24 protein-coding genes are annotated in these 26,174 nt (G+C 73.1%); 16 read left to right on the top strand and 8 right to left on the bottom strand.

All coding sequences use genetic code 11. The annotated features are described in order from the left end of the window. Both AB0P35_RS29180 and AB0P35_RS29175 read left to right on the top strand, forming a co-directional pair. A partial coding sequence (locus AB0P35_RS29180; RefSeq protein ID WP_363516522.1) for a non-reducing end alpha-L-arabinofuranosidase family hydrolase occupies positions 1 to 738 on the top strand: 738 nt, incomplete at its 5' end. 282 nt (positions 739 to 1,020) lie between these two features. Beyond that, positions 1,021 to 1,173 carry a hypothetical protein gene (locus AB0P35_RS29175; protein ID WP_363516530.1) on the top strand — a complete coding sequence of 51 codons (153 nt, stop codon included), beginning with the start codon at positions 1,021 to 1,023 and terminating at the stop codon, positions 1,171 to 1,173. 73 nt (positions 1,174 to 1,246) lie between these two features. Here AB0P35_RS29175 and AB0P35_RS29170 read toward each other — a convergent pair whose 3' ends face one another. After that, entirely contained in the window at positions 1,247 to 1,672 is a 426-nt protein-coding gene (locus AB0P35_RS29170; RefSeq protein ID WP_363516519.1) for a CBS domain-containing protein, read from the bottom strand. Between the two features lie 252 nt (positions 1,673 to 1,924). Here AB0P35_RS29170 and AB0P35_RS29165 point away from each other — a divergent pair, with 252 nt between their 5' ends. After that, entirely contained in the window at positions 1,925 to 2,371 is a 447-nt protein-coding gene (locus AB0P35_RS29165; protein WP_363516516.1) for a DUF5994 family protein, read from the top strand. A gap of 10 nt (positions 2,372 to 2,381) precedes the next feature. On the opposite strand, the gene AB0P35_RS29160 is transcribed toward AB0P35_RS29165, so the two are convergent. After that, complete coding sequence (locus AB0P35_RS29160; RefSeq protein ID WP_363516513.1) at positions 2,382 to 2,966, bottom strand: TetR/AcrR family transcriptional regulator; 585 nt, start codon at positions 2,964 to 2,966, stop codon at positions 2,382 to 2,384. A gap of 95 nt (positions 2,967 to 3,061) precedes the next feature. Between AB0P35_RS29160 and AB0P35_RS29155 the strand changes: the two genes are divergently transcribed. Next, positions 3,062 to 3,499: a DUF4267 domain-containing protein gene (locus AB0P35_RS29155; RefSeq protein ID WP_363516510.1), complete on the top strand. Its 438-nt coding sequence runs from the start codon at positions 3,062 to 3,064 to the stop codon at positions 3,497 to 3,499. A 45-nt stretch (positions 3,500 to 3,544) separates the two neighbouring features. Here AB0P35_RS29155 and AB0P35_RS29150 read toward each other — a convergent pair whose 3' ends face one another. Further along, a complete protein-coding gene (locus AB0P35_RS29150) occupies positions 3,545 to 4,048 on the bottom strand; it encodes a VOC family protein (protein WP_363516507.1) in 504 nt (167 codons plus the stop codon). Between the two features lie 134 nt (positions 4,049 to 4,182). After that, a complete protein-coding gene (locus tag AB0P35_RS29145) occupies positions 4,183 to 4,566 on the bottom strand; it encodes a roadblock/LC7 domain-containing protein (RefSeq protein ID WP_257019105.1) in 384 nt (127 codons plus the stop codon). Positions 4,567 to 4,892: 326 nt separating this feature from the next. On the opposite strand from AB0P35_RS29145, the gene AB0P35_RS29140 reads away from it, so the two are divergent. Then, positions 4,893 to 6,263, top strand: a complete 1,371-nt coding sequence (locus AB0P35_RS29140) for a VWA domain-containing protein (protein WP_363516503.1) — start codon at positions 4,893 to 4,895, stop codon at positions 6,261 to 6,263. 31 nt (positions 6,264 to 6,294) lie between these two features. Here the strand turns inward: AB0P35_RS29140 and AB0P35_RS29135 are convergent, their stop codons facing one another. From AB0P35_RS29135 to AB0P35_RS29120, 4 genes are all read right to left on the bottom strand, one after another. Beyond that, on the bottom strand, positions 6,295 to 7,158 hold the full coding sequence (locus AB0P35_RS29135) for a glycerophosphodiester phosphodiesterase family protein (RefSeq protein WP_363516500.1): 864 nt from the start codon (positions 7,156 to 7,158) through the stop codon (positions 6,295 to 6,297). A gap of 129 nt (positions 7,159 to 7,287) precedes the next feature. After that, a complete protein-coding gene (locus AB0P35_RS29130; protein WP_095873776.1) occupies positions 7,288 to 8,139 on the bottom strand; it encodes a hypothetical protein in 852 nt (283 codons plus the stop codon). 235 nt (positions 8,140 to 8,374) lie between these two features. Further along, a complete protein-coding gene (locus AB0P35_RS29125; protein WP_363516495.1) occupies positions 8,375 to 9,574 on the bottom strand; it encodes a metallophosphoesterase in 1,200 nt (399 codons plus the stop codon). 180 nt (positions 9,575 to 9,754) lie between these two features. After that, positions 9,755 to 10,927, bottom strand: a complete 1,173-nt coding sequence (locus tag AB0P35_RS29120) for a LacI family DNA-binding transcriptional regulator (RefSeq protein WP_095873774.1) — start codon at positions 10,925 to 10,927, stop codon at positions 9,755 to 9,757. 340 nt (positions 10,928 to 11,267) lie between these two features. Here AB0P35_RS29120 and hisC point away from each other — a divergent pair, with 340 nt between their 5' ends. From hisC to cydD, 11 genes are all read left to right on the top strand, one after another. Further along, positions 11,268 to 12,347 carry a histidinol-phosphate transaminase gene (gene hisC, locus AB0P35_RS29115; RefSeq protein WP_363516491.1) on the top strand — a complete coding sequence of 360 codons (1,080 nt, stop codon included), beginning with the start codon at positions 11,268 to 11,270 and terminating at the stop codon, positions 12,345 to 12,347. A gap of 300 nt (positions 12,348 to 12,647) precedes the next feature. Then, positions 12,648 to 14,018, top strand: a complete 1,371-nt coding sequence (locus AB0P35_RS29110) for a biotin/lipoyl-binding protein (protein WP_363516488.1) — start codon at positions 12,648 to 12,650, stop codon at positions 14,016 to 14,018. After that, positions 14,018 to 14,794, top strand: coding sequence for an ABC transporter ATP-binding protein (locus AB0P35_RS29105; RefSeq protein ID WP_095873771.1), 777 nt, complete (start codon positions 14,018 to 14,020; stop codon positions 14,792 to 14,794). The genes AB0P35_RS29110 and AB0P35_RS29105 overlap by 1 nt, the downstream gene beginning before the upstream one ends. Then, positions 14,791 to 15,993, top strand: coding sequence for an ABC transporter permease (locus AB0P35_RS29100; protein WP_095873770.1), 1,203 nt, complete (start codon positions 14,791 to 14,793; stop codon positions 15,991 to 15,993). The genes AB0P35_RS29105 and AB0P35_RS29100 overlap by 4 nt, the downstream gene beginning before the upstream one ends. Before the next feature lie 16 nt (positions 15,994 to 16,009). Then, positions 16,010 to 16,660: a DUF5666 domain-containing protein gene (locus tag AB0P35_RS29095; protein ID WP_363516484.1), complete on the top strand. Its 651-nt coding sequence runs from the start codon at positions 16,010 to 16,012 to the stop codon at positions 16,658 to 16,660. A gap of 108 nt (positions 16,661 to 16,768) precedes the next feature. Continuing rightward, complete coding sequence (locus tag AB0P35_RS29090; RefSeq protein ID WP_257019104.1) at positions 16,769 to 17,434, top strand: VC0807 family protein; 666 nt, start codon at positions 16,769 to 16,771, stop codon at positions 17,432 to 17,434. Between the two features lie 120 nt (positions 17,435 to 17,554). Then, a complete protein-coding gene (locus tag AB0P35_RS29085; protein WP_363516481.1) occupies positions 17,555 to 18,313 on the top strand; it encodes a response regulator transcription factor in 759 nt (252 codons plus the stop codon). A gap of 3 nt (positions 18,314 to 18,316) precedes the next feature. After that, positions 18,317 to 19,861: a HAMP domain-containing sensor histidine kinase gene (locus AB0P35_RS29080; RefSeq protein WP_363516478.1), complete on the top strand. Its 1,545-nt coding sequence runs from the start codon at positions 18,317 to 18,319 to the stop codon at positions 19,859 to 19,861. A gap of 263 nt (positions 19,862 to 20,124) precedes the next feature. After that, positions 20,125 to 21,666, top strand: a complete 1,542-nt coding sequence (locus AB0P35_RS29075; protein WP_363516475.1) for a cytochrome ubiquinol oxidase subunit I — start codon at positions 20,125 to 20,127, stop codon at positions 21,664 to 21,666. 13 nt (positions 21,667 to 21,679) lie between these two features. Beyond that, a complete protein-coding gene (gene cydB, locus AB0P35_RS29070; RefSeq protein WP_095873765.1) occupies positions 21,680 to 22,687 on the top strand; it encodes a cytochrome d ubiquinol oxidase subunit II in 1,008 nt (335 codons plus the stop codon). Further along, positions 22,687 to 26,109 carry a thiol reductant ABC exporter subunit CydD gene (gene cydD / locus AB0P35_RS29065; protein ID WP_363516472.1) on the top strand — a complete coding sequence of 1,141 codons (3,423 nt, stop codon included), beginning with the start codon at positions 22,687 to 22,689 and terminating at the stop codon, positions 26,107 to 26,109. Before cydB ends, cydD begins: the two co-directional genes overlap by 1 nt. Positions 26,110 to 26,174 lie beyond the last annotated feature (65 nt).

The raw sequence follows: 26,174 nt of genomic DNA, 5'->3' as shown, positions 1-26,174 counted from the left end.
CCGTTCACGAACTGGTCGGACATGGCGTCGGCCGGGCAGAGCGGGATGGGCCAGGCCGCGGTGGCGCCCACGCTGTTCTACTTCGCGCCCAAGAAGATCTGGGTGCTGGCGTACCAGTGGGGGCAGTGGCCGTTCATCTATCGCACGTCGAGCGACCCGACCAACCCCAACGGCTGGTCCGCGCCGCAGCCGCTGTTCACCGGCAGCATCCCCAAGTCCAGCACCGGCCCGATCGACCAGACCCTGATCGCCGACGGCCAGAACATGTACCTGTTCTTCGCCGGCGACAACGGCAGCATCTACCGGGCGAGCATGCCGATCGGGAACTTCCCGGGCAACTTCGGCTCGTCGTACACCACCGTCATGAGCGACACGGTGAACAACCTGTTCGAGGCGCCGCAGGTCTACAAGGTCAAGGATCAGAACCAGTACCTCATGATCGTTGAGGCGCAGGGTGCGAACGGGCGCTACTTCCGCTCCTTCACCGCCACCAGCCTCAGCGGTTCGTGGACCCCGCAGGCCGCCACCGAGAGCAACCCCTTCGCGGGCAAGGCCAACAGCGGCGCCACCTGGACCAACGACATCAGCCACGGCGACCTGGTCCGCAACAACCCCGACCAGACCATGACCATCGACCCCTGCAACCTGCAGTTCCTCTACCAGGGCAAGTCCCCCACCGCGACCGGACCCTACGACCGACTGCCGTACCGGCCCGGCGTCCTCACCCTGCAGCGCTGACCCCCGGTCCGCGGTGATCACGATCGGGTGCAGCCTGCCGGCACGTAGGAACGGGCCCGACTCGACCTGTTGACCGGTACTCCGCATAGAGGAACCCCAGCCGTGCGTCGGCTGGGGTTCCTCTTTCGTGGACTTCCATCAGCGGGTCCTCCGAGAGCAGAGGGTGACGCCGAGGAAGGTGCGGCACTCGGCGGGCTGGTGGGTATCGGAATCTGGCGGACGTTGGCCGTCGGCACGTCGGGTACCGGGGAACGTGCTGGGTTCGTGCCGAATCTCTGCTCGATGAAGATCAGTCAGAAGATCCGCGACGAACACGGCGACGGACCGACGGCCGTCGAGTCCGGCTACGACACCGAGGCCCTGGCCGGCATGGCCGAGAAGTCCGCCGAATTCGCCGCCCAGGGCAACCGGGTCTACCTCCCGCTGGCCGACTGACGCCCCCGAGAACCGCGCTGCCCCGGGAAGTGGAGGGGGCTTCCCGGGCAGCGCTACGGCAGGGCACGTCTGTTCATGTGGGCGTGACTGCGAGGAGGTGGGTGGCGCGCTCTGCCGTGAGCACGCCGAGGATGTAGCCGGCTTCGTCGACGACGGGCCAGACCGTCAGCCGCCTGACGCGCATCGCGATCGCGGCCAGGGCCAGACCCAGGGTCGGCCAGGCGAACGGGCCGCGCTGGTGCGCGACGGCGCTGATCGCGGTCCGCTCGGTGTACCACGAGCGGGTCAGGAACGGGTGGAGTCCGGCGCGGGTGACGAGTCCCTCGCACCGGCCGTTGTGGTCGCGGACGAGCAGGTACTCGACATGGGCGCTGCGGAGGATGTCGACGGCCTGGTCGACGGTGCTGTCGTCGGAGATGTGGTAGTCGCAGGGATCCATGGCGTCGGCGACGGTGAGGCCGTGGCCGCGCGGTGCCGCCTCGAGGGAGTGAGTGGTCACGGTTCTCACCGCTTCCCGCCTCCGGCCGCAGGCCGGGGACTGCCGGGCTGTCTTCACCCAGAACGAGGCCGGAACGGTACCGGAGTGCGGGATGCCCTGGATGCCTGGGATCCTACTCCTGAGGCGGCCCGGGCGGGGCCGTGGCGGAGTACCGTGGAGGTAACCGAGGACATTCCGCATACCGGCACCAGCGTCGGCGTCGCCCTGGGTCATGAATTGGTCCCTTCCGGACCGGACGGGCGGCCCCTCGTGATGCCGATCCCTCTTCCTCCCGCTTCCGCTTCGGGGCCGTGGTCGGTGCCCGGAGTCCCGTCGCTGCCACGCCTGCTTCTGGAGCCGACCATGACGCGGGAGGGCGTCTTCGACGGCGCCTGGTGGCCCCGCACGAACCACATCCTCGCCGAGCTGCCGGACCTGGTCACCGCGCTCGGCGCCCACTTCGGACGCATCGTCCGGGTCGGCCTCGACACATCGGCCTGGGACGGAGTGCCCCGGTCCGTCCTGGTGAACGGCCTGACGATCAGAATCAACTGGTTCACCGGCAGCGACGCGACGATCAGCGTCACGCGGGGCTTCCAGGACCACTTCCTGCTGCTGGTCGTGCCGCCCGGCACCGACCCGGACTCGGCCGCGTCGGCGATGGCCGGAGCCTCTGTGACCGGAAACCACACCCCGGCAGCAGAACTCCTGCTCGGCTGACGGCGGCGGCTCAGGTGCCGTCGGCGGTCAGGCCGATGAGGAGGTCGACCCGGGCCTGGTGGGCGTGGGGGCGGAGCCGGCTGCCCTCGGTGAGGGTGGCGAGGCCGTGGAGGGCGCTCCAGAACAGTTCGGTGAGGGTCTCGGGGTCGGCGCCGCGGGCGGCGGCCAGAGGTTCGACCGCGGCGAAGAACTCGCCGAAGGCCGCCTTCAGCGGGGCCGGTGTCGCCGCGGTGCCGAACTCGATGTCGGTCTCGCGCACGAACATCGCCGCGTAGACCGCCGGCCTGGTCCGCGCGAACTCCAGGTAGGCCCCGGCGAGGGCGGCCAGGGCCGCGCGGCGGTCCGGGTTGTCGGTGCGGGCCCGGCGCAGGGTGGCGGCCAACTCCTCGAAGCCCTCGACGGCGACCGCGGCGACGATCGCGTCCTTGCCCTTGAAGTGGCTGTAGAGCACCGGCTGGCTGTACTCGACCCGCTCGGAGAGGCGGCGCGTGGTGACCGCGCCCCAGCCTTCCGCCTCGGCGAGTTCACGGGCCGCGGTGATGATCAGGCGGTGTCGTTCCGCTCGTTCGCGCTCCCGGCGCTGCTGTGCTGGCATGCCCTGGATCCTAGCACTGCTAGACATTGAAGCGCCGCTAGGTCTAGCATCGCTCTCAGATCTAGCAGTGCTAGGACAAATCCGTAGGGGGAATCATGACCAGGCGTCACATCGCCACCGCACTGGCCGCGCTGACCGGTGCCACCGTCCTGTTCTTCGGACTGAACTTCCTGCTGAACCCCGGCGGCGCCGCCCCCGGCTTCGGCATCGACCCCTGGCCGCAGGGCAACGCGAGCGGCTACTACGTCGTCAAGGGCTTCCGGGACCTCGCCCTCGCGGGGACCGTGTTCCTGTTGCTCGGCCTCGGGCAGCGCCGGGTGCTCGGCTGGGTGATCCTCATCGACGCGATCGTCCCGCTGGGTGACGCGCTCGCGGTGGTCACGCACGGCGGTACCGTCGCCACCGCCATCGGCGTCCACGTCTCGGCCGCCGTCGTCGTCCTGCTGTCCGGCGTCATGCTGCTCACCGAGGGCCGCACCCGCCCGGCGACCGGGCGGCCCGCGCCCGGCACCTCCCGCCCCGCCGCCGAATGACCGGCATCGAATGACCTGCCGCCGAATGACCCCGGGGCGCCGGGATCAGGGCTCCCTGCGGCTGCGCAGTTCGCGGTCGAGGGAGTCCTGGACCCGGCGCATCGCCGCGAGCTGCGCCGGTTCCAGGGAGGCCGCGGCCATCTCCTCGGGCGGTACGTCCATGACGTGCGTCTGGATCCACCAGAGGTTGCCCCACGGGTCGCGGACGCGGCCCACCCGGTCGCCGAAGAAGAGCTCCGTCATCGCGGTCACCGACTCGGCGCCGGCCGCCACCGCGCGCCGGTGCACGGCGTCGCCGTCCGGCACGTACAGCCGGAGGAAGGCCGGGGTGTCCGGCCACTCCTCCTTGGCGTCGAAGAGCATCACCACCGAGTCGCCGATCAGGACCTCGGCGTGGCCGACGGTGCCGTCCTGATCGAGCACCCGGGCCACCTCGGTCGCCCCGAACGCCTCGGTCAGGAAGCCGATCAGCCCGGCGGCATCCCGCGCGACGATCCACGGGGTGACGGTGCGGTAGCCGGCGGGCACCGGAGGGACCTCGTTGCCCATGACACTCCTTCGCGGCCGGTGGGAGCCCTTCCTCCTCGGCGGGCACCACGGTACGGCGCGATCAGGTCGGGATCCGTCCGCTTCCCGTCCGCCACGCCGCCCGCCCACCGCCCCCGCATCGCCTGGAGGGTGTTTCAGGTGCGCGGCGCCGTCAGCAGCAGGTCGATCCTCTCGGCCGAGGCCTGCGACTCGGCGTGCAGGTGGTCGATGTCGAGCTCCGCGTCGCCGAGGACGGTCATCAGACCGAGCCGCCCGATCGGCTGGACGACCACGTAGCCGTGGCTGAACTGCGCCACCGTCCGGTGCAGCAGCCCCTTGCCGGTGGCGTGGCCGGCCCGCCGGGCCAGGCCGAGTGAGGCTGCGGCCAGCGCGGCCAGGCTCTCGGTGTCGAGGCCCTCCTCGGCGTCCGCAGTGATCAGCAGGCCGTCCACGGCCGCCAACGCCAGATCGGTGACACCGGCCACCCGGTCGCGCAGTGCGCGTATTTCGGCGAGCAATTCGCCGTGGTCGCTGCTCACGTCTCTCCTGTTCCGGCAATTCGCCGTCCGCGGCCGCGCGCTCCGCTGCGGCCGGAAATTCCGGACCGATGTCCGGGGCGCCGGCGCCCGCCTGCTGGCAATGGTCGGGAACGGCCGGAAACGGTCCGGTGCCGACAGCCGGCGCATGTTCCGCCGATGGCGACCGCGCCATCCAATCGCCCCGCCGGATCCGTAGTCAAGCCATTCCGCAGCGTGATGGACAGGGGTAATTCCGCGTGCTATCCGGCGCTGTTCTCCGTGGAATGTCCACGGCGAAAGTCGGTTTCGGGACGCCGTCGGACGGGCCCGCTTGGCACACTGGCGGGATGACGTCGAGTTCGCTGGGCAAGGGCGCCAATCTGGCCGTCGGGGCGCCGGAGGTCCGGGCCGCATTCTCCTGGGCGCCCGCGCCGGGCGGACCGGCCGTCCGGATCTGGGCGCTTCTGCTCGGCGGCGACGGCCGGGTGCTCGGCGAGGGCGGTACGGTCGGCGGCACCCGCCAGGCCGACCCCTCCGGCCGCGTCCGGCGGAGCGGCGAGCGCACGGTCGACGCGGACCTCGCGGGGCTCGCCCCCGAGGTCGAACGGATCCTGCTCTGCGCCACCGCCGAGGACGGCGGCACCCTCGGCCAACTGCGCGCCCTGGAACTAGTGCTGACGGACAGCCGGACCGGTGCCGCCGTGGCGCACTTCCCGATCGAGGCCGGACGGGAGACCGCGATCGTCGGCGGCGAGCTCTACCGCAGGGCCGTCCAGTGGAAGTTCCGCGCCGTGGGCCAGGGCTACGACACCGGCTGGTCCGGTCTCACCGCCGACTACGGGGCCGTCGAACCGGTCGCCCCAGCCCCAGCCCCAGCCCCCGCCCCCGCCGTCCGACCGGAGCCCCCGCGCCCCGAGCCTCCCCGAGTCGAGCCGGCGGACGCCGCAACCGGGCCGGAGGAGGAGCAGGCGCTGCCGGTGGACATCCGCAAGCGGCTCTCGCTGCGCAAGCAGCAGGTGGCGGTCAGCCTGCAGAAGCACGGCGCGGCCGGCGTCCGGGCCCGGGTGGTGCTGGTGCTGGACGCCTCCGGGTCGATGTCCGGCCTGTACCGCCGCGGCACGGTGGCCGGGGTGGTCGAGCGGATGGCCGCGGTTGCCGCCCAGCTGTCCGAGGACGGCCCGATGCCCGCGTGGACCTTCGCCACCCACCCGGCCCGTCTCCCGGACCTGTACGCCGCCGAGCTGCCGGAGTGGATCCCGCGCCATGTGCGGGTGGGCGAGCTGACCCTCTTCGGCCGGCCGAAGAGGCCGCGTCCGGGCATGCTGCCCGGGCAGGTCGACATGCGGTTCGTCGGCATCCAGAACGAGGAGCAGAAGGTGATCGCCGAGGTCCGCGCGTTCGTCCGCGCGCACCCGGCCGCCGAGCCGACCCTGGTGCTGTTCTTCTCGGACGGCGGCGTCTACCGCAACGCGGCCATCGAGCAGGAGCTCCGGGCGGCCGTCGAGGAGCCGGTCTTCTGGCAGTTCGTCGGCCTGGGCCGGGCCGACTACGGCGTGCTGGAGCGGTTCGACACCCTGCCGGGCCGCCGGGTGGACAACGTCGGCTTCTTCGCCGTGGACGACATCGACGCGATCTCCGACCCCGAGCTCTACGACCGGCTGCTCTCCGAGTTCCCCTCCTGGCTCACCGCCGCCCGGCAGGCCGGCATCCTGCACTGACGGCCCGTCGGCACCGTCCGCTCGGGGCCGCTCAGAGCAACGGCGGGCAGTTGGCGTCGGTCCAGCCGCGGGCGGCCGCCGGGATGTCGGTGATCACCGCGTCGGCGTGCCGGTCGGCCGCCGTCCGCCAGGCGCTCTCCCGGTCGAGCGTCCACACGTAGACCTGGCGGCCCGCGGCGTGCTCCCGGGCGATCCGCTCCGGGGTGGCGAGCTGCTCGTCCAGGGCGATGCCGTCGAGCCGCAGCCCGCCCGGGTCCAGGGTCGGGAGGCCGCCCTGGAGCAGGACGGCGGGCAGCTCCGGTGCGGCCTCGTGGGCCGCCCGCAGCATCGCCGGGAAGAACGAGTACAGCACCACGTCCGCCCCGCTCGCGGCGGCCGCCCGGGCGATCCGGGCCGCGTCCTGCGGGCTGCGCTGCTCCTTGATCTCCATCAGCAGCCGGGTGCCGGTGCCGGCGATCTCCCGGAGCAGCTCGTCCAGCGTGGGGACGGGCTGCGCCGGTCCGGGGCCCACGGTGACGTGCAGGGCGGCGATCTGTGCGGCCGTCAGGTCGCCGACACTGCCGCGGCCGTCGGTGACCCGGTCGACGGTGGCGTCGTGCATCAGCACCGGGACGCCGTCCCGGGTGGTCTGCACGTCGGTCTCCAACCAGTCCGCGCCGCCGTCTAGGGCGGCCCGGAAGGCGGCCATGGTGTTCTCGGCGGCGGCCTTCGGCGCACCGCGGTGGCCCACCACGGCGAGGGCCGGGCAGCGGGACTCCGGCTCCGGGTGCACCGCCCGGCCCGCCGACCGCAGGCTGCCGTTGCGCACGCCGCCGGTGGGCAGCACGAATGCGGTGATCACCAGGGTGGCGGCGAGCACCGTCGCGGTTCGCACGGCCCGCTGAGAGGTCCTCATGCCGGGGATGATGGGCCGGTGGGGCCGTTCCGTTCTCGGTGCCACCGGTGATCTGCGCCGCTCGGCCCAGCCCGACCGCCCGTCCGGGTGAACCCGGGCGCGGCGCGGCGGCGGCCCGGCGGGCGCGGCTCAGCTGGAGACCTCGTCCGGCCCGGTGAAGCCGGGCGGGGTGTAGCCGGGGCTGGTGAACTCGGCCGTGCGGGGTTCCCGCCCCTCCTGGTCGGTGAGCCCCTCGACGCCCGGGCTGGTGAATCCGGCGCTGCTGTACCCGGGCCGGCTGTAGCCGGGGCTGAGCAGGTCGGGCGGGACCGGCCGGCCGGTGGGCTGCGGGGAGAGCGCCGGCGCGGAGCCGAGGTTGTCGTACAGGTAGGGGAGCAGGGCGCGTTCGCGCAGCGCGGTGTGCCAGGCCCGGCGGGCCTCGGCGACGTCCGCGGCGAGGTTCGGGTCCTGCCCGGCCGGGCCCGCGGAGCTGTCCCGCAGCGCGGTGAGCAGCAGGCCGACGATGCCGACGGCCATGGCGGCGGTGCCGACGGCGATGGCGGCCCAGCCGGCGGTGACCACGCTGCGGCCCAGCGGCAGGGCGGGCCGGGCGGCGCGCAGGGCGTAGCCGATGGCGAGCAGCAGGGCGGCGGCGGACCAGGAGAGCACCGGGGCGAGGACGGTGAGCACCGGGAAGAGGCCGGCCCCCTCGTCGGAGCGCAGCCGGCCGGAGAGTTCGCCGCCGAGGCCGCCGCGCTCGCCGCCGGGCGCGGCGGAGCGTCTGAGGTCCTCGCGCAGGCCGAGGTAGTGCCGGTACTCCGGGGCGGCGGCCGCGGCCACCGTTCCCGCGTTGAGCATCGCCTTGGTGCGCAGCTGCTCGGTGTTGAGGTGGGGTTCGGGTTCGCGCAGGGCTTCGAGGATGGTTCCGTCGCGCAGTGCTTCGTCGAGGATGCGCTCGTAGTCCGGGCGGTCCTCGGCGAGCAGGTGCGGGGCGTCGGTCATGGGGACCCCGTTCCGCTGATTCACGGCGGTGGACTGGTGCGGCGCGGCGGCCCGGTGACGGGCGGGCGGCTGCGTGGTGCCTCGATGGTAGGGGGGACCACCGAGGCTCAGACAGTCGCTTTCCGGATTTTCAGTGCGCCCGGTGGACGTTCCGGACGGTTCGTCGACGCTCCGTCAGCCCACCCCGACGGAACGTCAGGAAGGTCGGCGGTGTTCAGCCCGTGCAGCCCCGCGTTCAGTTCACCGGCAGCCGGGCGATCAGCAGGCGGCCGTCCATGGTGACCCCGCCGTCCATCGCGACGGCCAGCTCGTCCGCGTAGATGTACGGGCCGGGGACGTGCGGCGGCGCGCCGTCGTCCGCGTGCACCGCGCCGGTCAGGTACGGGATCGGGCTGTGGCCGTGCACCACGCGGTACCCGCCGTACGCGCCGAGCAGCTCGTGGACGGCGGCCGGGCCGTTCTCGCCGCGGAAGGCGAACCGCTTGGTGAAGCGCCGGAAGCAGTCCCACCACTCGTCCGCGCCCTCGTCGGCGAGCACGTTGTGGACGGCGTCGTTGACCTCGGCGATCGACTCGCCGTACTCGAGGTAGGCAGTGGTGTCGGAGTGCAGCAGCAGGTGGCCGTCCTCCAGCGCCATCGCGGGCAGCCGGGAGAGCCAGCTGATGTGGTGCGACTCCAGCCGGTCCAGGTCGTGCTGCTGGCCGCCGTTGAGACGCCAGGCGGCGAGGAAGGAGGCGGTTCCGGCGGTCGACTGGACGGGCTCGTCGCCGTACTTGGCAGCGCCGAGGAAGAGCAGTTCGTGATTGCCCATCAGGGCTCGGCAGTAGCCGCCGGCCGCGGCGGCCTCCGCGGCGAGCTGCATGACCAGGTCGATCACGCCGATGCCGTCGGGGCCGCGGTCGGTGAAGTCGCCGAGGAACCAGACCCGGGAGCGGCCGGCCGCCCAGTGGCCGTCGGCGTCGATCAGGGAGGCGTGGCGGAGGGCGGCGAGCAGCTCGTCCAGGTAGCCGTGCACGTCGCCGATCACGTACAGCGGGCCGGGGGCCTCGCCGGGCTCCGGCTGCGGGTACGGGAAGTTCACCGGCTGCTCGGTGAGCGGCGGGCCGAGCTCGATGGTCGGCGGGTCCTCGCCGCCCGCGGCGGGCGCCTGCGGCGGCTCGGGCGCCGCCTGCTCGGGGCCGGCCTGGTGCAGGGTGCCGAGCTGCACGGTGGCGTCGTGGCCGGCCGGGTGCGCACCGTGGTGGATCGGGGCGTGCCAGTGCTGCTCGAGGTAGTGGGCGCCGCCGTAGCCGCTGTAGGTCTCGTCGTAGCCGTAGCCGGTCGGCGGCTCGGAGGGTTCGTAGTAGGAGCCGTACGGGAGCACGTCGAGGTCCTGGTGGTGGCGGGGGCCTGAGTGGGGCTGATCAGGCCCGGGGAAGCGGTCCTCGGGTGTCATTCGACCATCATAGGAAGACCACTCTCCCGCCGTCCTCACCTGGTGGGCATCCAATCCTTCGGAGCGTCACCGGACGGGACCGGGCGGCCCGGTCCGACCCGGTCTGGGATGGTCTGGACCTCGGGCCGGAGCCGGCCGGAGCCGGCCGGACCGGCCCCGGCGGGATCGGCGGGGCACGCCCTACCCCTGGCCCGGGGACCGCGGCGGGCTGACCGTCGTCCGGGGGCTGCGCCGTTGCGAGGAGGCCCGGACGATCAGCTCGGTGGGCATCAGGGTGCCCGGCGGCGGGCCCGTCCCGGCGGTGCGGAAGCGCGGCGGGAAGAGCCGCGCGCCCTCCCCCCGCTGCCCGGCCGCCGCGCCGGAGCCGGAGTCGACTCCCTCGATCGCGTCGATCAGCAGGTTGACCACGGTGGTGCCGATCTTGCGGGGCTTGAGCGAGAGGGTGGTGATCGGCGGCTCGGTGCCCGCGTACACGTCGCTCTCGCTGCAGCAGACCAGCAGCAGGTCGTCCGGGACGCGCAGGCCGTACCGGCGGGCGGCGGCCAGCAGATCGGTGCCGTTCGGGTCGAAGAGGCCGTAGACCGCGTCCGGCCGGTCCGGCCGGGCGAGCAGCCGGTCGGCCGCGAGGGCGCCCGCCGCCGGGTCGTGCGCGGGGTAGGCCTCGTACACCGGCTCCTGGCCCACCCGCCGGCACCAGCCGAGGTACGCCTCGGTGGAGAGCCGGGTGTAGGTGTCGGTGCTCGTCCCGGTGAGCAGGCCGATCCGGCGGGCGCCGGCCTCGGAGAGGTGCTCCAGGATGTCGAGCACCGCGGCCTCGTGGTCGTTGTCCACCCAGGCGGTGACCGGGCAGTTGCCCGGCTTGCCGTCGCTGACCACCGGCACGCCGGACCGGTACAGCTCGGTGACCAGCGGATCCTGGTCGGGCGGGTCGATGACCACCGTGCCGTCGAGCGCGATGTTGCCCCACACGTCGTGCCGGGACGAGGCGGGGAGCACGACCAGCGCGAAGCCGCGGCCGAGCGCCGCGCTGGTGGCGGCCCGCGCCATCTCCGCGAAGTAGGCGAACTCGGTGAAGGTGAACGGCTCCTCGCCGTAGGTGGTGACGGTCAGGCCGATCAGGCCCGAGCGGCCGGTGCGGAGGGTGCGGGCGGCCGCGGACGGGCGGTAGCCCAGGCGCTCGGCGACCTCGCGCACCCTGCTTCTGGTCTCGTCGGGCAGACGGCCCTTCCCGTTGAGGGCGTCCGAGACCGTGGTGATCGACACTCCGGCGGCCGCCGCCACGTCCCGGATGCCGGCCCGCTCAAGGCGCCGCGAGGTGGACCGCCGACCGCTCTGGTTGGCTGCTGCTGTCATGGCGGACCGATCGTATGGCGCATGACAGCGGGCTGTGACCGGCCCCGGCCACCGGTCTGAAGATACGTTTCTCCAAGAGCCGGGAGGGATCACACCCTTCGATACCCGCGCTGATCCGGCCTTGTTACCTCTGACATGTGCCGTGGGAACGCGGCAGAATGGCTGATCTGCACCCGTAACCCGATCGGGCATCTCACCCGCATGGGTGAGCCCGGCCGGTATCGTGCGGGGCACCCGACCGGGGTGGCGCGGGTGTGTGGCGAGGGGCGGCGCGGCAACGGCGAACCCGGCGCGCGCGGCCCGGCACGTGCGCCCAAGAGAGCACAGAAGGAGAACGACCGTGAGCGGTACCGCAGCGCAGGGGCCCCGGCTGAGGCCGACCCTGGACGGCATCCCCACGTACAAGCCGGGCAAGCCGGCCGGTGCCGACGCGTACAAGCTGTCCTCCAACGAGAACCCCTACCCGCCGCTGCCCGGCGTGCTGGAGGCGGCCACCGCCGCCGCGGGCTCGTTCAACCGCTACCCGGACATGGCCGTCACCGGCCTCACCGAGGAGCTCGCCGCCCGCTTCGGCGTCCCGGCCGAGCACATCGCCACCGGCACCGGCTCGGTCGGCGTCGCCCAGTCCCTGGTGCTCGCCACCGCGGGCCCCGGCGAGGAAGTGATCTTCGCCTGGCGCTCCTTCGAGGCCTACCCGATCATCACCCAGGTGGCCGGCGCCACCCCCGTGCCCGTCCCGCTCACCGCGGACGAGGCGCACGACCTCGACGCCATGCTGGCCGCGATCACCGACCGCACCCGGCTGATCTTCGTCTGCAACCCCAACAACCCGACCGGCGCCGTCATCCACCGCGCCGAGCTGGAGCGCTTCCTCGACGCGGTGCCCGGCCACATCCTGGTCGTGGTCGACGAGGCCTACATCGAGTTCATCCGCGACGCCGAGGTGCCCAACGGCATCGACCTCTACCGGGACCGGCCGAACGTCTGCGTGCTGCGCACCTTCTCCAAGGCCTACGGCCTGGCCGGCCTGCGGGTCGGCTTCGCCGTCGCCCACGAGCCGGTGGCCACCGCGCTGCGCAAGACCGCGGTGCCGTTCGGCGTCAGCCAGCTCGCCCAGGACGCCGCCGTCGCCTCGCTGCGCGCCGAGGAGGCGCTGCTGGAGCGGGTCGAGTCGCTCGTCGCCGAGCGCACCAGGATGCTGGCCGGGCTGCGCGCCCAGGGCTGGACGGTCGTCGACTCGCAGGCCAACTTCGTCTGGCTGCGGCTGGGCGAGCGGACCCTGGACTTCGCCGCCGCCTGCGCCGCCGCCGGCGTGGTCGTCCGGCCGTTCCCGGGCGAGGGCGTCCGGGTGTCGATCGGCGAGACGGCCGGCAACGACATCTTCCTGGCGACCGCCGAGGCCTTCCGCAAGGAGCTCTGAGCCGAGGAGCTCCGAGCTGCAGGAGTTCTCAGCCGCAGGCGCTCCGCGCCGGGCACCTGCGGGCCCGCTGCCGGCGACGGCGGCGGGCCCGCAGCATGCCCGCGTCCCGGTCCGGGCAAGTTCAGAAGCTCGGCCTAAATTCTGGGAATTCCCTGGGCATCGGATCAACGAATCATCCCCGGCGGGTAGAGAGAACCGCCCTGGCGCGGTGATATGCGTGAATTGTCAGGATTGGCGCCATCAGCCGACTCCCAGGACGGGGCCAGCAACCGGAAAGAGCGCGGGGCGAAGCTGTCCGCCATGAAGGTGTTCCCGCGACGGCGTGGTGCCGTCCTCGTCAACTCCGCGCTCGGTGTGGCCCTGGTCGGCGGGGCCGCACTGGCGTACACCACCGTGGACTCCGGAACCAGCTCCGCCGCGGGCGGTACCCGGGTCCGGACCGCGACCGTCGCCAAGGGCACGGTCCTGGCCACCGTGTCCGGTTCCGGCACGCTCTCCTCGCCCTCCGACACCGGGCAGGACTTCGCCACCGGCGGCCGCCTCACCTCGGTGAAGGTCGCCGTCGGCGACGCCGTCACCAAGGGCCAGGTGCTGGCCACCGTCGACACCACCGCCGCCCAGCAGGACGTGGACGCCGCCGAGTCGGCGCTGGCCACCGCCAAGGCCAACCTCACCAAGGCCAAGGCGGGTGAGACCGTCACCACCACGACCGGCGGCTCCGCCGGCACCTCCGGCGGCCGCAGCGGCAGCGGGGCGCAGCAGACGCCGACCACCACGACCACCACCAAGGTGGACGCCGCGCAGGTCGCCCAGGCCCAGCAGCAGGTGGACTCCGCCGAGACCACCCTCACCAACGCCGAGGCCGCACTCGACGGCACCACCCTGAAGGCCACCGCCGACGGCACCGTCGCCTCGGTCGCCGGCAAGGTCGGCGAGACGGTGAGCGGCACCGGCAGCTCCTCCGGCACCGGCTCCACCGGCAGCGGCAGCAAGAGCGGCAGCAGCGGGACCGGCACCGGCACGGGCAGCACCACCACCTCCTCCACCACCCCCACCGGCTTCGTGGTGCTGACCAACCCCACCGGCATGCAGGTCACGGCCAACTTCTCCGAGCTCGACTCGCTCAAGCTGAAGAAGGGCGAGTCCGCCACCGTCACGCTCAACGCGCAGTCCGACACCAAGCTGAACGCCACCGTGCTCTCGGTCAGCTCGCTGCCCAGCTCCTCCGGCGGCAACGGCAGCGCCGTCCAGTACGGCGCGGTGCTGCAGATCAGCAGCGACACCAGCAAGCTCCGCACCGGCCTGAGCGCCACCATCTCGGTCGTCGTCGGCGAGGCCGACAACGCGCTCTCGGTGCCCACCGCCGCGCTCGCCGGCACCGGCAGCTCCCGCACCGCCACCCTCGTCCACGAGGACGGCAGCACCGAGCGGGTGTCGGTCACCGTCGGCATCGAGGGCGACACCACCGTCCAGGTCGTCGACGGCCTCGCCGAGGGCGACAAGGTCGAGCTGACCTCCACCACCGCCGCCACCGGCAACGGCTTCCCGAACGGTTCCTTCCCCGGCGCGGGCGGGGCGGCCGGCGGCCTCGGCGGCGCGGGCGGCACGGGCGGATTCGGCGGCGGCACCCGCACCACCGGCGGCACCCGCACCGGCGGTGGCAACCGCTGATGGCCGCCACCAAGCCCCCGGTGATCCGGATCAGCCGGGTCACCAAGTCCTACGGCCAGGGCGACTCCGCCGTGCACGCGTTGCGCGGCCCGTCGGCACCGGGCACCGGCGAGCCGCTGGGCGTCAGCCTCGACATCGAGGAGGGCGACTACGTCGCGGTGATGGGCAGCTCGGGCTCCGGCAAGTCCACCCTGATGAACATCCTCGGCTGCCTGGACGTGCCGACCTCCGGCCGCTACCTGCTCGACGGCACCGACGTCGGCCACCTCGACGAGGGCCGGCTCTCGCTGGTGCGCAACCGCAAGATCGGCTTCGTCTTCCAGTCGTTCAACCTGGTGCCCCGGACCACCGCCCTGGCCCAGGTCGAGCTGCCGCTCGCCTACGCCGGCGTGCGGGCCGCCGAACGGCGCCGCCGGGCACTTGCCGCGCTGGAGCTGGTCGGCCTCGCCGAGCGCGCCGGGCACAAGCCCAACGAGCTCTCCGGCGGTCAGCAGCAGCGCGTCGCGGTCGCCCGCGCCCTGGTCACCGCGCCCGCCATGCTGCTGGCCGACGAGCCCACCGGCAACCTCGACTCCCGTTCCACCGCCGAGGTGCTGGCGATCATCGACCGCCTCAACGCCTCCGGCCGCACCGTCGTGGTGATCACCCACGAGGACGAGGTCGCCCGGCACGCCAAGCGGGTCCTGAGGCTGGTCGACGGGGCGATCGTGGACGACGTCCGCCGCGCGCCGGTGGACGGCCCGCCGCCCGCCCTCGCCGCGGAGGTGACCGCGTGATCCTCTGGCAGATGATCCGCTTCGCGGTCGGCGGCCTGGTCGCCAACAAGGTCCGCTCCGCGCTCACCATGCTCGGCGTGCTCATCGGCGTCGCCTCGGTGATCCTGCTGCTCGCCGTCGGCAACGGCTCGTCGGAGGCGGTGAAGGCGTCCATCACGTCGCTCGGCACCAACGCGCTGACCGTCAGCTCCAACGCCGGGCGCGGCTCCGCCACCGCCGCCAAGGCGCTCACCGTGGCCGACGCCAAGGCGCTCGCCACCGACGCCGACAGCACGTCCATCAAGTCGGTGGCGCCGGTCGTCACCACCACCGGCACCGCGCTGTACGGCAACATCTCGTACCAGCCCGGCTCGATCGTCGGCACCTACCCGGCGTACTTCGAGACGGCCAACCAGAAGGTCAGGGACGGCGACTACTTCTCCAACGACGACGTCCTCAACTCCCGCAAGGTGGCGGTGATCGGCGCCACCACCGCCAAGCAGCTCTTCGACACCGAGGAGCCCGTCGGCAAGCGGATCACCATCGGCGGCACCCCGTTCACCGTGGTCGGCGTGCTCACCGCGAAGGGCTCCACCGGCTTCAACGACCCCGACGACGTGGTGATCGCCCCGCTGCCCACCGTGCAGAACGCCTTCACCGGCTTCGGCTCGGTCAACCAGATCATGGTGCAGGCCGCCTCCGCCGAGGCCACCACCGAGGCGCAGAGCGACATCACCCGGATCCTGATGGGCACCCACGCCATCACCGACGCGACCAAGGTCGACTTCCGGATCAGCAGCCAGACCTCGCTGCTCACCGCCAGGGAGTCCACCACCAAGACCTTCACCGTGCTGCTCGGCGCGGTGGCGGCGATCTCGCTGCTGGTCGGCGGCATCGGCATCACCAACATCATGCTGGTCACCGTCACCGAGCGGACCAGGGAGATCGGCATCCGCAAGGCGCTCGGCGCCCCGCGCGCGGTCATCCTGGGCCAGTTCCTCACCGAGTCCACGCTGCTCTCGGTGACCGGCGCCGGCCTCGGCGTCGCCGCCGGCCTGATCGGCTCGCACTTCACGATCGTCGGCATCGAGCCGGTGGTCATCCCGGAGTCCGTCCTCGGCGCCTTCGGCATCGCCGTCGCCATCGGACTGTTCTTCGGCAGCTACCCCGCCAGCCGGGCCGCCTCGCTGCGCCCGATCGAAGCCCTCCGCCACGAGTGACCCAGGAGCATCCGACATGACCAGCGAGAACGAGCCCGACCGCGCCCTCGGCCAGGTCGAGGCGACCGAACTGCTGTCCACCGCGCCCGACGGCCGCGACATCGCCGCGGAACTCGCCGCCCCGCCGCGCCGCCGCCTGCCCTGGCCGAGCCTGGTCCTGGCCGGCGCGGTGATAGCCACCGTCTCCTTCGCCGGCGGCGCCTGGTACGCCAAGGGCGACGGGAACGGCAACGGCAACGGCAACGGCGGCCGGCAGGCGGCGGCCGGCCGCCAGGGCGCCGGAGCGGGCGGCTACGGCGGGTTCCCCGGGGCGGGCGGTTACGGCGGCCGCGCCGGCAACGCCGCCGGCGGGAACGCCCCCGGCGGCCAGAACGCCGGGTTCACCCGGGGCACCGTCGCCTCGGTGGACGGCACGACCGTCTACCTCACCGACGCCTCCGGCAACACCGTGAAGGTCACCACCGGCGACAGCACCAAGATCACTCTCAACAAGGAGGGGAAGGTCGCCGACCTGCAGCCCGGACAGACCGTCACCGTGCTGGGCCAGAAGGGCTCGGACGGCTCCTACACCGCCACCCAGCTCAGCGAGGGCGCGGCGGGCGGCTTCGGCGGCCGCGGCGCCGGCGGCACGGGCACCGGTACGGCCGGCGGCACCGGCAGCCGCTGACCGGACGTCAGTACCCGGCCCGGTCCTTGACCTTTTCTTTCATGGCGCGCCCGATCCGGCCTCACTAGGCTGGTCCGGCTCGACATGTACAGAGAAATCGGGGGAGACGTGTCGGAGAACAAGCCTGCCCGCGGCGGCGCCGTCGCGCTGGGCTGGGTGCTGACCATCGGCCTGAACATCGTGGCGCCGCTGCTCACCTACAACCAGCTGGTCGACCACGGCCACAGCGAGGTCACCGCCCTGCTGCTCTCCGGCCTGTGGCCGGTGGTCGACGTGGTGATCTACCTGGCCTGGCACCGGCGCGTCGACGAGTTCGCCGCGATCACCCTGGTCTTCCTGGCGATCACGGTGCTGGTCACCGTCGCCGGCCCGAACAGCGCCAAGCTGCTGCTGGTCAAGGACTCGCTGGTGACCGGGCTGTTCGGCGTGGTCTGCCTGGCGTCGCTGGCCGCACCCCGGCCGCTGATGTTCTACTTCGGCCGGAAGTTCGGCACCGACGGCACCGCCGAGGGCCTGGCCCGGTGGAACGGGCTCTGGGAGTTCGAGGCCTTCCGCACGGTGCAGCGCAACCTGACCATCGGCTGGGGCGTGGGCTACGTCGCCGAGGCGCTGGTCCGGGTCGGCCTCGCGTACGTGCTGTCCACCGGTGCGATGGTCGCGGTGAACTCGGTGCTCGCCTACGGTGTGACCGGCGTGCTGGTGCTGTGGACGGTGCTCTACGCCAAGCGCGCCCGGGCCCGCGGTGCGGCGGCCCGGGCGGCCGCGGCCGGGTAGCCGTGCGGAGCGCTTACGATGGCGGGGGCCACAATCATCCAACTTTCATCAACCCCGCATAGCCTTCCCGGGCTATCGTCCGATGAGAAGATTTCGTGAGGACCGGGAGGCGCAGCGCACATGTCAGGGACAGTACAGACCGCAGGCGGGCCGTCCGCTTCCGGTGAGGCGTTCCTGTTGGTCGTCGACGACGAACCGAACATCCGCGAACTGCTCTCCGCGAGCCTGCGCTTCTCCGGGTTCCGGGTCGCCTCGGCGGCGACCGGCGAGGAGGCCCTCGCCGCCGTCGCCGCCGAGCGGCCCGACCTCGTCGTCCTCGACGTGATGCTCCCCGACCTCGACGGCTTCACCGTCGTCGAGCGGCTGCGCGACCAGACCCGCTGGCCGACCACCAACGAGCACGTCCCGGTGCTGCTGCTCACCGCCCGCGACGCCACCGGCGACAAGGTCCAGGGCCTCGCCCTCGGCGCGGACGACTACGTCACCAAGCCGTTCAGCCTGGAGGAGCTGATCGCCCGCATCCGGGCCATCCTCCGCCGGGCCGGCGGCCCCGCCGAGGACGGCCGGCTGATCGTCGCCGACCTCACCCTCGACCCGGTCGCCCACGAGGTCACCCGGGCCGGCCGCCCGGTCTCGCTCTCCCCCACCGAGTTCAAGCTGCTGCACTACCTGATGGCCAACGTCGGCCGGGTGGTCTCCAAGGCGCAGATCCTCGACCACGTGTGGGCGTACGACTTCGGCGGCGACCTCTCCATCGTCGAGTCCTACATCTCCTACCTGCGCCGCAAGCTCGACTCCGGCGGCGCCGTGCACGGACCCAAGCTGATCCACACCGTCCGCGGCATCGGCTACGCGCTGCGCCGCCCGCCGCAGGCCTGACCGGTGCTGGCCCGTCTCTCGCTGCGCGTCCGGCTGCTCCTGCTGGCCCTGCTGCTGGTCACCACCGGCCTGGTGGTCAGCGACACCCTGGTGATCGCCACCGTCGAGTCGCAGCTGGTCGAGCGCACCGACCAGCAGCTGCAGCGGTTCGGCGAGCCGCTCTCCCGCCGCGTCCCGGGCCGCACGCAGCCCGGCGGCCAGGGCGCCGGACAGCGCGCCGGAGCCGGGAACGCCCAGGGCGACGGCGGTGGCCAGGGCGGCGGGCGCCGGATCAACCAGTTCCTGCCCAGCCAGTACGTCGTCCAGTACCTCGACTCGAACGGCGCGGTCGAGATGGTGCTGCGCCAGCCGGTCAGCGACGCCGACGGCGCCCCCTTCCTCGGCGGCCTCAACGGCGGCACCCTGGCGGCCCGTCAGCGCACCGCCTTCGACGTCCCGGCCGAGCACGACGCGGGGGACTGGCGCGTCCTCGTGCTGCCGGTCGACCCGGCCGCCTCGGTCGGCATGCCCGGCGCCGCCGCCGGCACCACCGCGACCGGCCAGAACCAGCAGCTCCCCGCGTACGTGCTGGTGGCGGTCTCCCTGGAGGACGTCCGCGGCACCGTCGACCGGCTGCGGACGGCCTTCCTGGCGATCGGCGGCGCGGTGCTGCTGCTGATCGCCGTCCTCGGCCTGTTCGCCGTCCGGGCCGGACTGAACCCGCTGCGCCGGATCGAGGAGGGCGCCGCCAGGATCGCCTCCGGCGAGCTCTCGCACCGGATGCCCGCGCTGGCGCCCGGCACCGAGGTCGGCCGCCTCTCCGCGGCACTGAACGGGATGCTGGCGCAGATCGAGGCGGCCTTCGCGGCCCGGGCCGAGTCCGAGGCCCGGATGCGCCGCTTCGTCGCCGACGCCTCGCACGAGCTGCGCACCCCGCTGGCCGGCATCCGTGGCTTCGCCGAGCTGCACCGGATGGGCGCGCTGCCGGACACCGACCGGGCGATGGACCGGATCGAAGCCGAGGCCGTCCGGATGGGCGGCCTGGTCGAGGACCTGCTGATGCTGGCCCGGCTCGACGAGGAGCGCCCGCTGGACCTCGCGCCGATGGACCTGCGCACCCTGGCCGCGGACGCGCTGCACGACCTGACCGCGCTCGACCCGGGCCGGCCCGTCTCGCTCACCGGACCGGCCGGCTCCGGTGCTCCGCAGGCCGCGCCGGTCCTCGGCGACGAGGCACGGCTGCGCCAGGTGGTCACCAACCTGGTCGGCAACGCGGTCAAGCACACCCCGCCGGGCACCGCGGTGCGGATCGGCGTCGGTTCGGTGGACGGCCGCTGCCTGCTGGAGGTCGCCGACCGGGGGCCGGGCCTGACGGGTGACCAGGCCGCCCTGGTCTTCGAGCGGTTCTACCGGGTGGACGCCTCGCGCAGCCGCCGGGAGGGCGGGGGAGCGGGCCTGGGCCTGGCCATCGCCTCCGCGCTGGTCGGCGCGCACGGCGGCACGCTGACCCTGGACACCGCACCCGGCGCGGGCGCCGCCTTCCGGGTGCTGCTGCCCCGCCAGCTCTGAGCCGTTCGACCCCCGGCCCGCGCTGTCAAGTGCCGGGTCGTCCAACAGGCCTGCCCGGTCGCCGCTTGTGACCGCCCCGGCATCCGTCGGATCATCCGGTGGACGTACGAACACACCCCCGCCGCATCTCCCGATGTAGGGGTGGTGCATACTGCGCTTGTGAACGTGTTCACGTTCACAAGCGGACAAGCTTGGCATGCTTCGGCGTGGATGCGTGCTAGACACCCATTCGTCCGGATGATGGTGAATTTGAGGAGAGCGCTGTGGACCTGGCAGTCGCACACGAGACCGTCGCCAGATGGCAGTTCGGCATCACCACCGTCTACCACTTCCTGTTCGTCCCGCTGACGATCAGCCTGGCCGCCACCGTCGCCGGCCTGGAGACCGCCTGGGTCCGGACCGGCAAGGAGAAGTACTTCCATGCCACCAAGTTCTGGGGCAAGCTCTTCCTGATCAACATCGCGATGGGCGTGGTCACCGGCATCGTCCAGGAATTCCAGTTCGGCATGAACTGGTCCGACTACTCCCGCTTCGTCGGCGACGTGTTCGGCGCCCCGCTCGCGATGGAGGCGCTGATCGCCTTCTTCTTCGAGTCCACCTTCATCGGCCTGTGGATCTTCGGCTGGGACCGGCTGCCGAAGAAGATCCACTGCGCCTGCATCTGGCTGGTCGCGATCGGCACCGTGCTCTCCGCGTACTTCATCCTGGCCGCCAACTCCTGGATGCAGCACCCCGTCGGCTACAAGGTCGACCCGGCCACCGGCAAGGCCCAGCTCACCGACATCGCCCGGGTGCTGTTCCAGAACACCACCCTCGTCCAGGCCTTCCACACCCTGACCGCCGCCTTCCTCACCGGTGCCGCCTTCGTCGTCGGCATCGCCTCCTACCACCTGTGGCGGGCCAAGCGCGGCAAGGAGACCGACGGGCGGAAGACCGCCGCGATGCGCACCTCGCTCCGGGTCGGCCTGGCCATGGCCGTGGTCGCCGGCCTAGGCACCGCCGTCAGCGGCGACACCCTGGCCAAGGTCATGTTCGAGCAGCAGCCGATGAAGATGGCCGCCGCCGAGGCGCTCTGGGACACCCAGGCGCCCGCCCCGTTCTCGATCTTCGCCGTCGGCGACGTCTCCCAGGGCCACAACTCGGTCGAGCTGGAGATCCCCGGAATACTGTCCTTCCTCGCCCACAGCGACTTCTCCACCGCCGTACCCGGCATCAACGACACCGCCGCCGCCGAGGCCGCCAAGTACGGCGGGCAGCCGCAGGACTACATCCCGAGCATCTTCGTCACCTACTGGGGCTTCCGCCTCATGATCGGCTTCGGCATGACGTCCTTCGTCGCCGCGCTGATCGGCCTGTGGACCACCCGGCGGAAGTTCTGGCTCGCCGAGGAGTACCGCACCGGCGAGGAGGAACCGCCCCGGCTGATGCTCACCAAGCACCGCGAGATGAGCACCTTCTTCACCAGGTGGAGCTGGCGGATCGGCATCCTCACCATGGGCTTCCCGCTGATCGCCAACAGCTTCGGCTGGATCTTCACCGAGATGGGCCGCCAGCCCTGGGTCGTCTTCGGCCTGATGAAGACCGCCAACGCCTCCTCCCCCAGCGTCGGCGTCGGCCTGCAGACCGGCTCGCTGATCACCCTCACCGCGCTGTACGCCGTCCTCGCCGTCATCGAGGTCCGACTCCTCGTCAAGTACGCCAAGCCCGGCCCCGACACCTCCGAACGGCCGCCCGCGAAGGACCCGGTACTGCGCGGCCCGTCCGACGGCGACGACGCCGACAAGCCCCTCGCCTTCGCCTACTGAGGACGGAAACGGCATGCACCTCCACGACCTCTGGTTCATCCTCATCGCCGTCCTGTGGACCGGCTACTTCTTCCTCGAGGGCTTCGACTTCGGCGTCGGCATCCTCACCCGCACCCTCGCCCGCGGCACCACCGAGCGGCGCGTCCTGATCAACACCATCGGCCCGGTCTGGGACGGCAACGAGGTCTGGCTGCTCACCGCCGGCGGCGCCACCTTCGCCGCCTTCCCCGACTGGTACGCCACCCTCTTCAGCGGCTTCTACATCCCGCTGCTGGTCATCCTGGTCTGCCTGATCGTCCGCGGCGTCGCCTTCGAGTACCGCGCCAAGCGCACCGAGGAGCACTGGCAGCGCAACTGGGAGACCGCCATCTTCTGGACCTCCCTGATCCCCGCCTTCCTCTGGGGCGTCGCCTTCGCCAACATCGTGCACGGCGTCGACATCGACGCGCAGAAGAACTACACCGGCACCTTCTGGGACCTGCTGAGCCCCTACGCGATCCTCGGCGGACTCACCACCCTGGTCCTCTTCACCTTCCACGGCGCCGTCTTCACCGCCCTCAAGACCGTCGGCGACATCCGCGACCGCGCCCGGGCCCAGGCCCTGCGGCTCGGCCTCGCCACCGCCGTCCTCGCCGCCGCCTTCCTGATCTGGACCCAGGTCGACTCCGGCGACGCCTGGAGCCTCGCCGCCCTGGTGGTCGCCGTCCTCGCCCTGGTCGGCGCCCTGGCGGCCAACCAGATCGGCCGCGAGGGCTGGGCGTTCGCCCTCTCCGGGGCCACCGTGGCCGCCGCCACCGCGATGCTCTTCCTCGCGCTCTTCCCCGACGTGATGCCCTCCACCCTGAACCCCGCCTGGAGCCTCACCGTGGAGAACTCGGCCTCCTCGCCCTACACCCTCAAGGTGATGACGGTCGTCGCCCTGGTCTTCACTCCGATCGTGCTGCTCTACCAGGGCTGGACGTACTGGGTGTTCCGCCGGCGGATCGGCGTCCAGCACATCCCCGCGGCCGTGCAGCACTGATGAAGCCCGTCGACCCCCGGCTGCTGCGGTACGCCGCCGCCACCCGCGCCTTCCTCGCCGGCTCCGTCCTGCTCGGCGGGGCGGGCGCGGTCCTGGTCGTCGTCCAGGCCGGCCTGATCGCCGAGATCGTCGTCCGCGCCTTCCAGCAGCACGACCACGACCTCACCGGGCCGCTGCTCGCCCTGGCCGCCACCGCGGCCGGGCGGGCCGCCGTCGCCTGGCTCACCGAACTCACCGCCCACCGCTCCGTCGCCCGGGTCAAGTCCACCCTCCGCGGCCGGCTGCTCGACCACGCCACCGCCCTCGGCCCCGGCGCCCTCGACACCCGCCGCACCGGCGAACTCGCCACCCTCGCCACCCACGGCATCGACGCACTCGACGACTACTTCGCCCGCTACCTCCCGCAGCTGGCCCTCGCCGTCGTCGTCCCCGCCGTCGTCCTCGCCCGCATCCTCGGCGCCGACCTTCTCTCCGCCGCGATCATCGCCGGCACCCTGCCGCTCATCCCGCTCTTCATGGTGCTGATCGGCCTCGCCACCCAGGCCCGGATGGACCGCCAGTGGCAGCACCTCGCCCGGCTCTCCCACCACTTCCTCGACGTGGTCGCGGGCCTGCCCACCCTCAAGGTCTTCGGCCGGGCCAAGGCCCAGGCCCGCACCATCGCCCGGATCACCGACGACCACCGCCGCGCCACCCTGCGCACCCTGCGGATCGCCTTCGTCTCCTCCTTCGCCCTGGAACTCCTCTCCACCCTCTCCGTCGCCCTGGTCGCCGTCTCCGTCGGCTTCCGCCTCGTCGACGGCAGCCTCGATCTGGAGACGGGACTCCTCGTCCTCGTCCTCGCCCCCGAGGTCCACCTGCCGATCCGCCAGGTCGGCGCGCTCTACCACTCCAGCGCCGAAGGACTCGGCGCCGCCGGGCAGATCTTCGACGTCCTGGAGACCCCGCTGCCCGCCGCCGGCACCCGGCCCGTCCCGCCGCTCGCCGACGCCGTGATCGAACTCGACGGCGTCACCGTGCTGCGCCCCGGCCGCGGCACCCCCGCCCTCGACCGGGCCACCCTCACCCTGGAACCCGGCACGACCACCGCCCTCACCGGGCCCAGCGGTGCCGGCAAGTCCACCCTGCTCGCCGCCCTCCTCGGCCTGGTCCGCCCCGACGCGGGCACCATCCGGATCGGCGGCCACGACCTCGCCGACCTCGACCCCGAGGGCTGGCGCCGACAGATCGCCTGGGTCCCCCAGCAGCCCCACCTCTTCGCCGGCACCGTCGCCGACAACGTCCGGCTCGCCCGGCCCGACGCCACCGACACCCACGTCCGCGCCGCCCTCGCCGCCGCCCACGCCCTCGACTTCGCCGACCCCGACACCCCGCTCGGCGAAGGCGGCGCCGGCCTCTCCGCCGGCCAGCGCCAGCGCATCGCCCTCGCCCGCGCCCTGCTCGCCGACCGCCCGCTCCTCGTGCTCGACGAACCCACCGCCCACCTCGACAACGCCACCGAGGCCGCCGTCGTCGACGCCGTCCACGCCCTGCGCGGCACCCGCACCGTCCTCCTGGTCGCCCACCGCCCCGCCCTGCTCGCCGCCGCCGACCGCGTCCACCACCTGCCGGGCCCCGCCGCCGACACCCCCGTCGAACCACTGCCCGCCGCCCCCGCCCCGCCCGCACGGGTCCGGCCCGCCGCGGCCGACGGACCCGAACCGCAGCCGCCGACCCGGCCCCGGCTCGCCACCGCCGTCCTGCTCGGCACCCTCGCCCTCGGCTGCGCCGTCGCCCTGCTCGGCACCTCCGGCTGGCTGATCTCCCGCGCCTCCCAGATGCCGCCGGTGCTGTACCTGATGGTCGCCGTCACCGCCGTCCGGGCGTTCGGCATCGGCCGCTCCGTCTTCCGCTACGCCGAACGCCTGGTCTCGCACGACGCCGTCCTCAAGGCTCTGGCCGGGGTCCGGGTCGCCGTCTACCGCCGCCTCGAACGGCTCGCCCCCGCGGGCCTGCCCGGCTACCGCCGCGGCGACCTGCTCGCCCGGCTGGTCGCCGACGTCGACGCCGTCCAGGACCACCACCTGCGCTGGCGACTGCCCGCCGCCGTCGCCGTCCTCGTCTCGGCCGGCTCCGCCGCCGCCCTCGGCCTGCTGCTGCCCGCCGCCGGAGCCGTACTCGCCCTCGGCCTGCTGCTGGCCGGCGCCGCCGTGCCCGCGCTCGCCGCCCGGATCTCCGGCCGCGCCGAACGCCGCCGGGCCGCCGCCCGCGGCGCCCTCACCACCGCCGTCGTCGACACCCTCACCGGCACCGCCGAACTCACCGTCGCCGGCGCCCTCCCCCGCCGCCTCGCCGCCACCCGCGACGCCGACGCCCGGCTCACCGCCCTGGCCGCCCGCTCCGCCGCCGGGACCGCCCTCGGCGCCGGCCTCACCACCCTCGTCACCGGCCTCACCGTCGTCCTCGCCGCCGCCACCGGGGTGCACGCCGTCGCCACCGGCGCGCTGTCCGGGGTCTGCCTCGCCGTCGTCGTGCTCACCCCGCTCGCCGCGTTCGAGGCCGTCGCCGGGATGCCCACCGCCGTCCGCTTCCGCGAACGCAGCCGCACCGCCGGGGCCCGCCTCGACGAGGTCCTCACCGCCCCCGAACCCGTCACCGAACCCGCCGCGCCCCGCCCGCTGCCCGCCGCCCCGCTGCCGGTCGCCGTCCGCGGCCTCCACGCCCGCTGGCCCGGACAGCACACCGACGCCCTGCACGGCATCGACCTCGACCTCACCCCCGGCCGCCGGATCGCCGTCGTCGGTCCCTCCGGCTCCGGCAAGACCACCCTCGCCCACGTCCTGCTGCGGTTCCTCGACCAGACCGGCGGCACCGTCACCCTCGGCCCGGACGCCGTCGACACCCGCACCCTCACCGGCGAGGACGTCCGCCGGGTGATCGGCCTCTGCGCCCAGGACGCCCACGTCTTCGACAGCTCCCTGCGGGAGAACCTGCGGCTCGCCCGGCCGGACGCCGACGAGGACGCGCTCCGCGGGGCACTCGCCGCAGCCCGCCTGCTCCCCTGGGTCGACACCCTCCCCGACGGGCTCGACACCATGGTCGGCGAGCACGGCGCCAGGCTGTCCGGCGGCCAGCGCCAGCGGCTCGCCCTCGCCCGCGCCCTGCTCGCCGACTTCCCCGTCCTGATCCTCGACGAGCCGGCCGAACACCTCGACCTGCCCACCGCCGACGCCCTCACCGCGGACCTCCTCGCCGCCACCGCCGGCCGCACCACCCTCCTCATCACCCACCGCCTCGCCGGCCTGGACGACACCACCGTCGACGAGGTGATCGTCCTCGACCACGGCCGCATCGCCGACCGCGGCCGCTGGTCCGACCTGATCACCCGCCCCGACACCCTCCTCGCCGCCCTCGCCCACCACGAACTGACCCCCCAGCACTGAGCTGCCCCCACACGCCCCCGGGTCGCCCCCGCCGTTCCACGCGCTGCCGAAAGAGAGGGCCTAGG

This window comes from Kitasatospora sp. NPDC085879, assembly GCF_040686255.1.
Taxonomy (GTDB): Bacteria; Actinomycetota; Actinomycetes; order Streptomycetales; family Streptomycetaceae; genus Kitasatospora.
The sequence above is the reverse complement of the archived record's forward strand: the minus strand, read 5'-3'. Positions and strand labels throughout refer to the sequence as shown.

Excerpts from the sequence above, each read along its gene's own strand:
- AB0P35_RS29175 (WP_363516530.1), top strand. The coding sequence starts at position 1,021 with ATGAAGATCAGTCAGAAGATCCGCGACGAACACGGCGACGGACCGACG.
- AB0P35_RS29165 (WP_363516516.1), top strand. The coding sequence starts at position 1,925 with ATGCCGATCCCTCTTCCTCCCGCTTCCGCTTCGGGGCCGTGGTCGGTG.
- AB0P35_RS29160 (WP_363516513.1), bottom strand. The coding sequence starts at position 2,966 with ATGCCAGCACAGCAGCGCCGGGAGCGCGAACGAGCGGAACGACACCGC.
- AB0P35_RS29155 (WP_363516510.1), top strand. The coding sequence starts at position 3,062 with ATGACCAGGCGTCACATCGCCACCGCACTGGCCGCGCTGACCGGTGCC.
- AB0P35_RS29150 (WP_363516507.1), bottom strand. The coding sequence starts at position 4,048 with ATGGGCAACGAGGTCCCTCCGGTGCCCGCCGGCTACCGCACCGTCACC.
- AB0P35_RS29140 (WP_363516503.1), top strand. The coding sequence starts at position 4,893 with ATGACGTCGAGTTCGCTGGGCAAGGGCGCCAATCTGGCCGTCGGGGCG.
- AB0P35_RS29135 (WP_363516500.1), bottom strand. The coding sequence starts at position 7,158 with ATGAGGACCTCTCAGCGGGCCGTGCGAACCGCGACGGTGCTCGCCGCC.
- AB0P35_RS29130 (WP_095873776.1), bottom strand. The coding sequence starts at position 8,139 with ATGACCGACGCCCCGCACCTGCTCGCCGAGGACCGCCCGGACTACGAG.
- AB0P35_RS29125 (WP_363516495.1), bottom strand. The coding sequence starts at position 9,574 with ATGACACCCGAGGACCGCTTCCCCGGGCCTGATCAGCCCCACTCAGGC.
- AB0P35_RS29120 (WP_095873774.1), bottom strand. The coding sequence starts at position 10,927 with ATGACAGCAGCAGCCAACCAGAGCGGTCGGCGGTCCACCTCGCGGCGC.
- AB0P35_RS29110 (WP_363516488.1), top strand. The coding sequence starts at position 12,648 with ATGAAGGTGTTCCCGCGACGGCGTGGTGCCGTCCTCGTCAACTCCGCG.
- AB0P35_RS29105 (WP_095873771.1), top strand. The coding sequence starts at position 14,018 with ATGGCCGCCACCAAGCCCCCGGTGATCCGGATCAGCCGGGTCACCAAG.
- AB0P35_RS29095 (WP_363516484.1), top strand. The coding sequence starts at position 16,010 with ATGACCAGCGAGAACGAGCCCGACCGCGCCCTCGGCCAGGTCGAGGCG.
- AB0P35_RS29085 (WP_363516481.1), top strand. The coding sequence starts at position 17,555 with ATGTCAGGGACAGTACAGACCGCAGGCGGGCCGTCCGCTTCCGGTGAG.
- cydB (WP_095873765.1), top strand. The coding sequence starts at position 21,680 with ATGCACCTCCACGACCTCTGGTTCATCCTCATCGCCGTCCTGTGGACC.
- cydD (WP_363516472.1), top strand. The coding sequence starts at position 22,687 with ATGAAGCCCGTCGACCCCCGGCTGCTGCGGTACGCCGCCGCCACCCGC.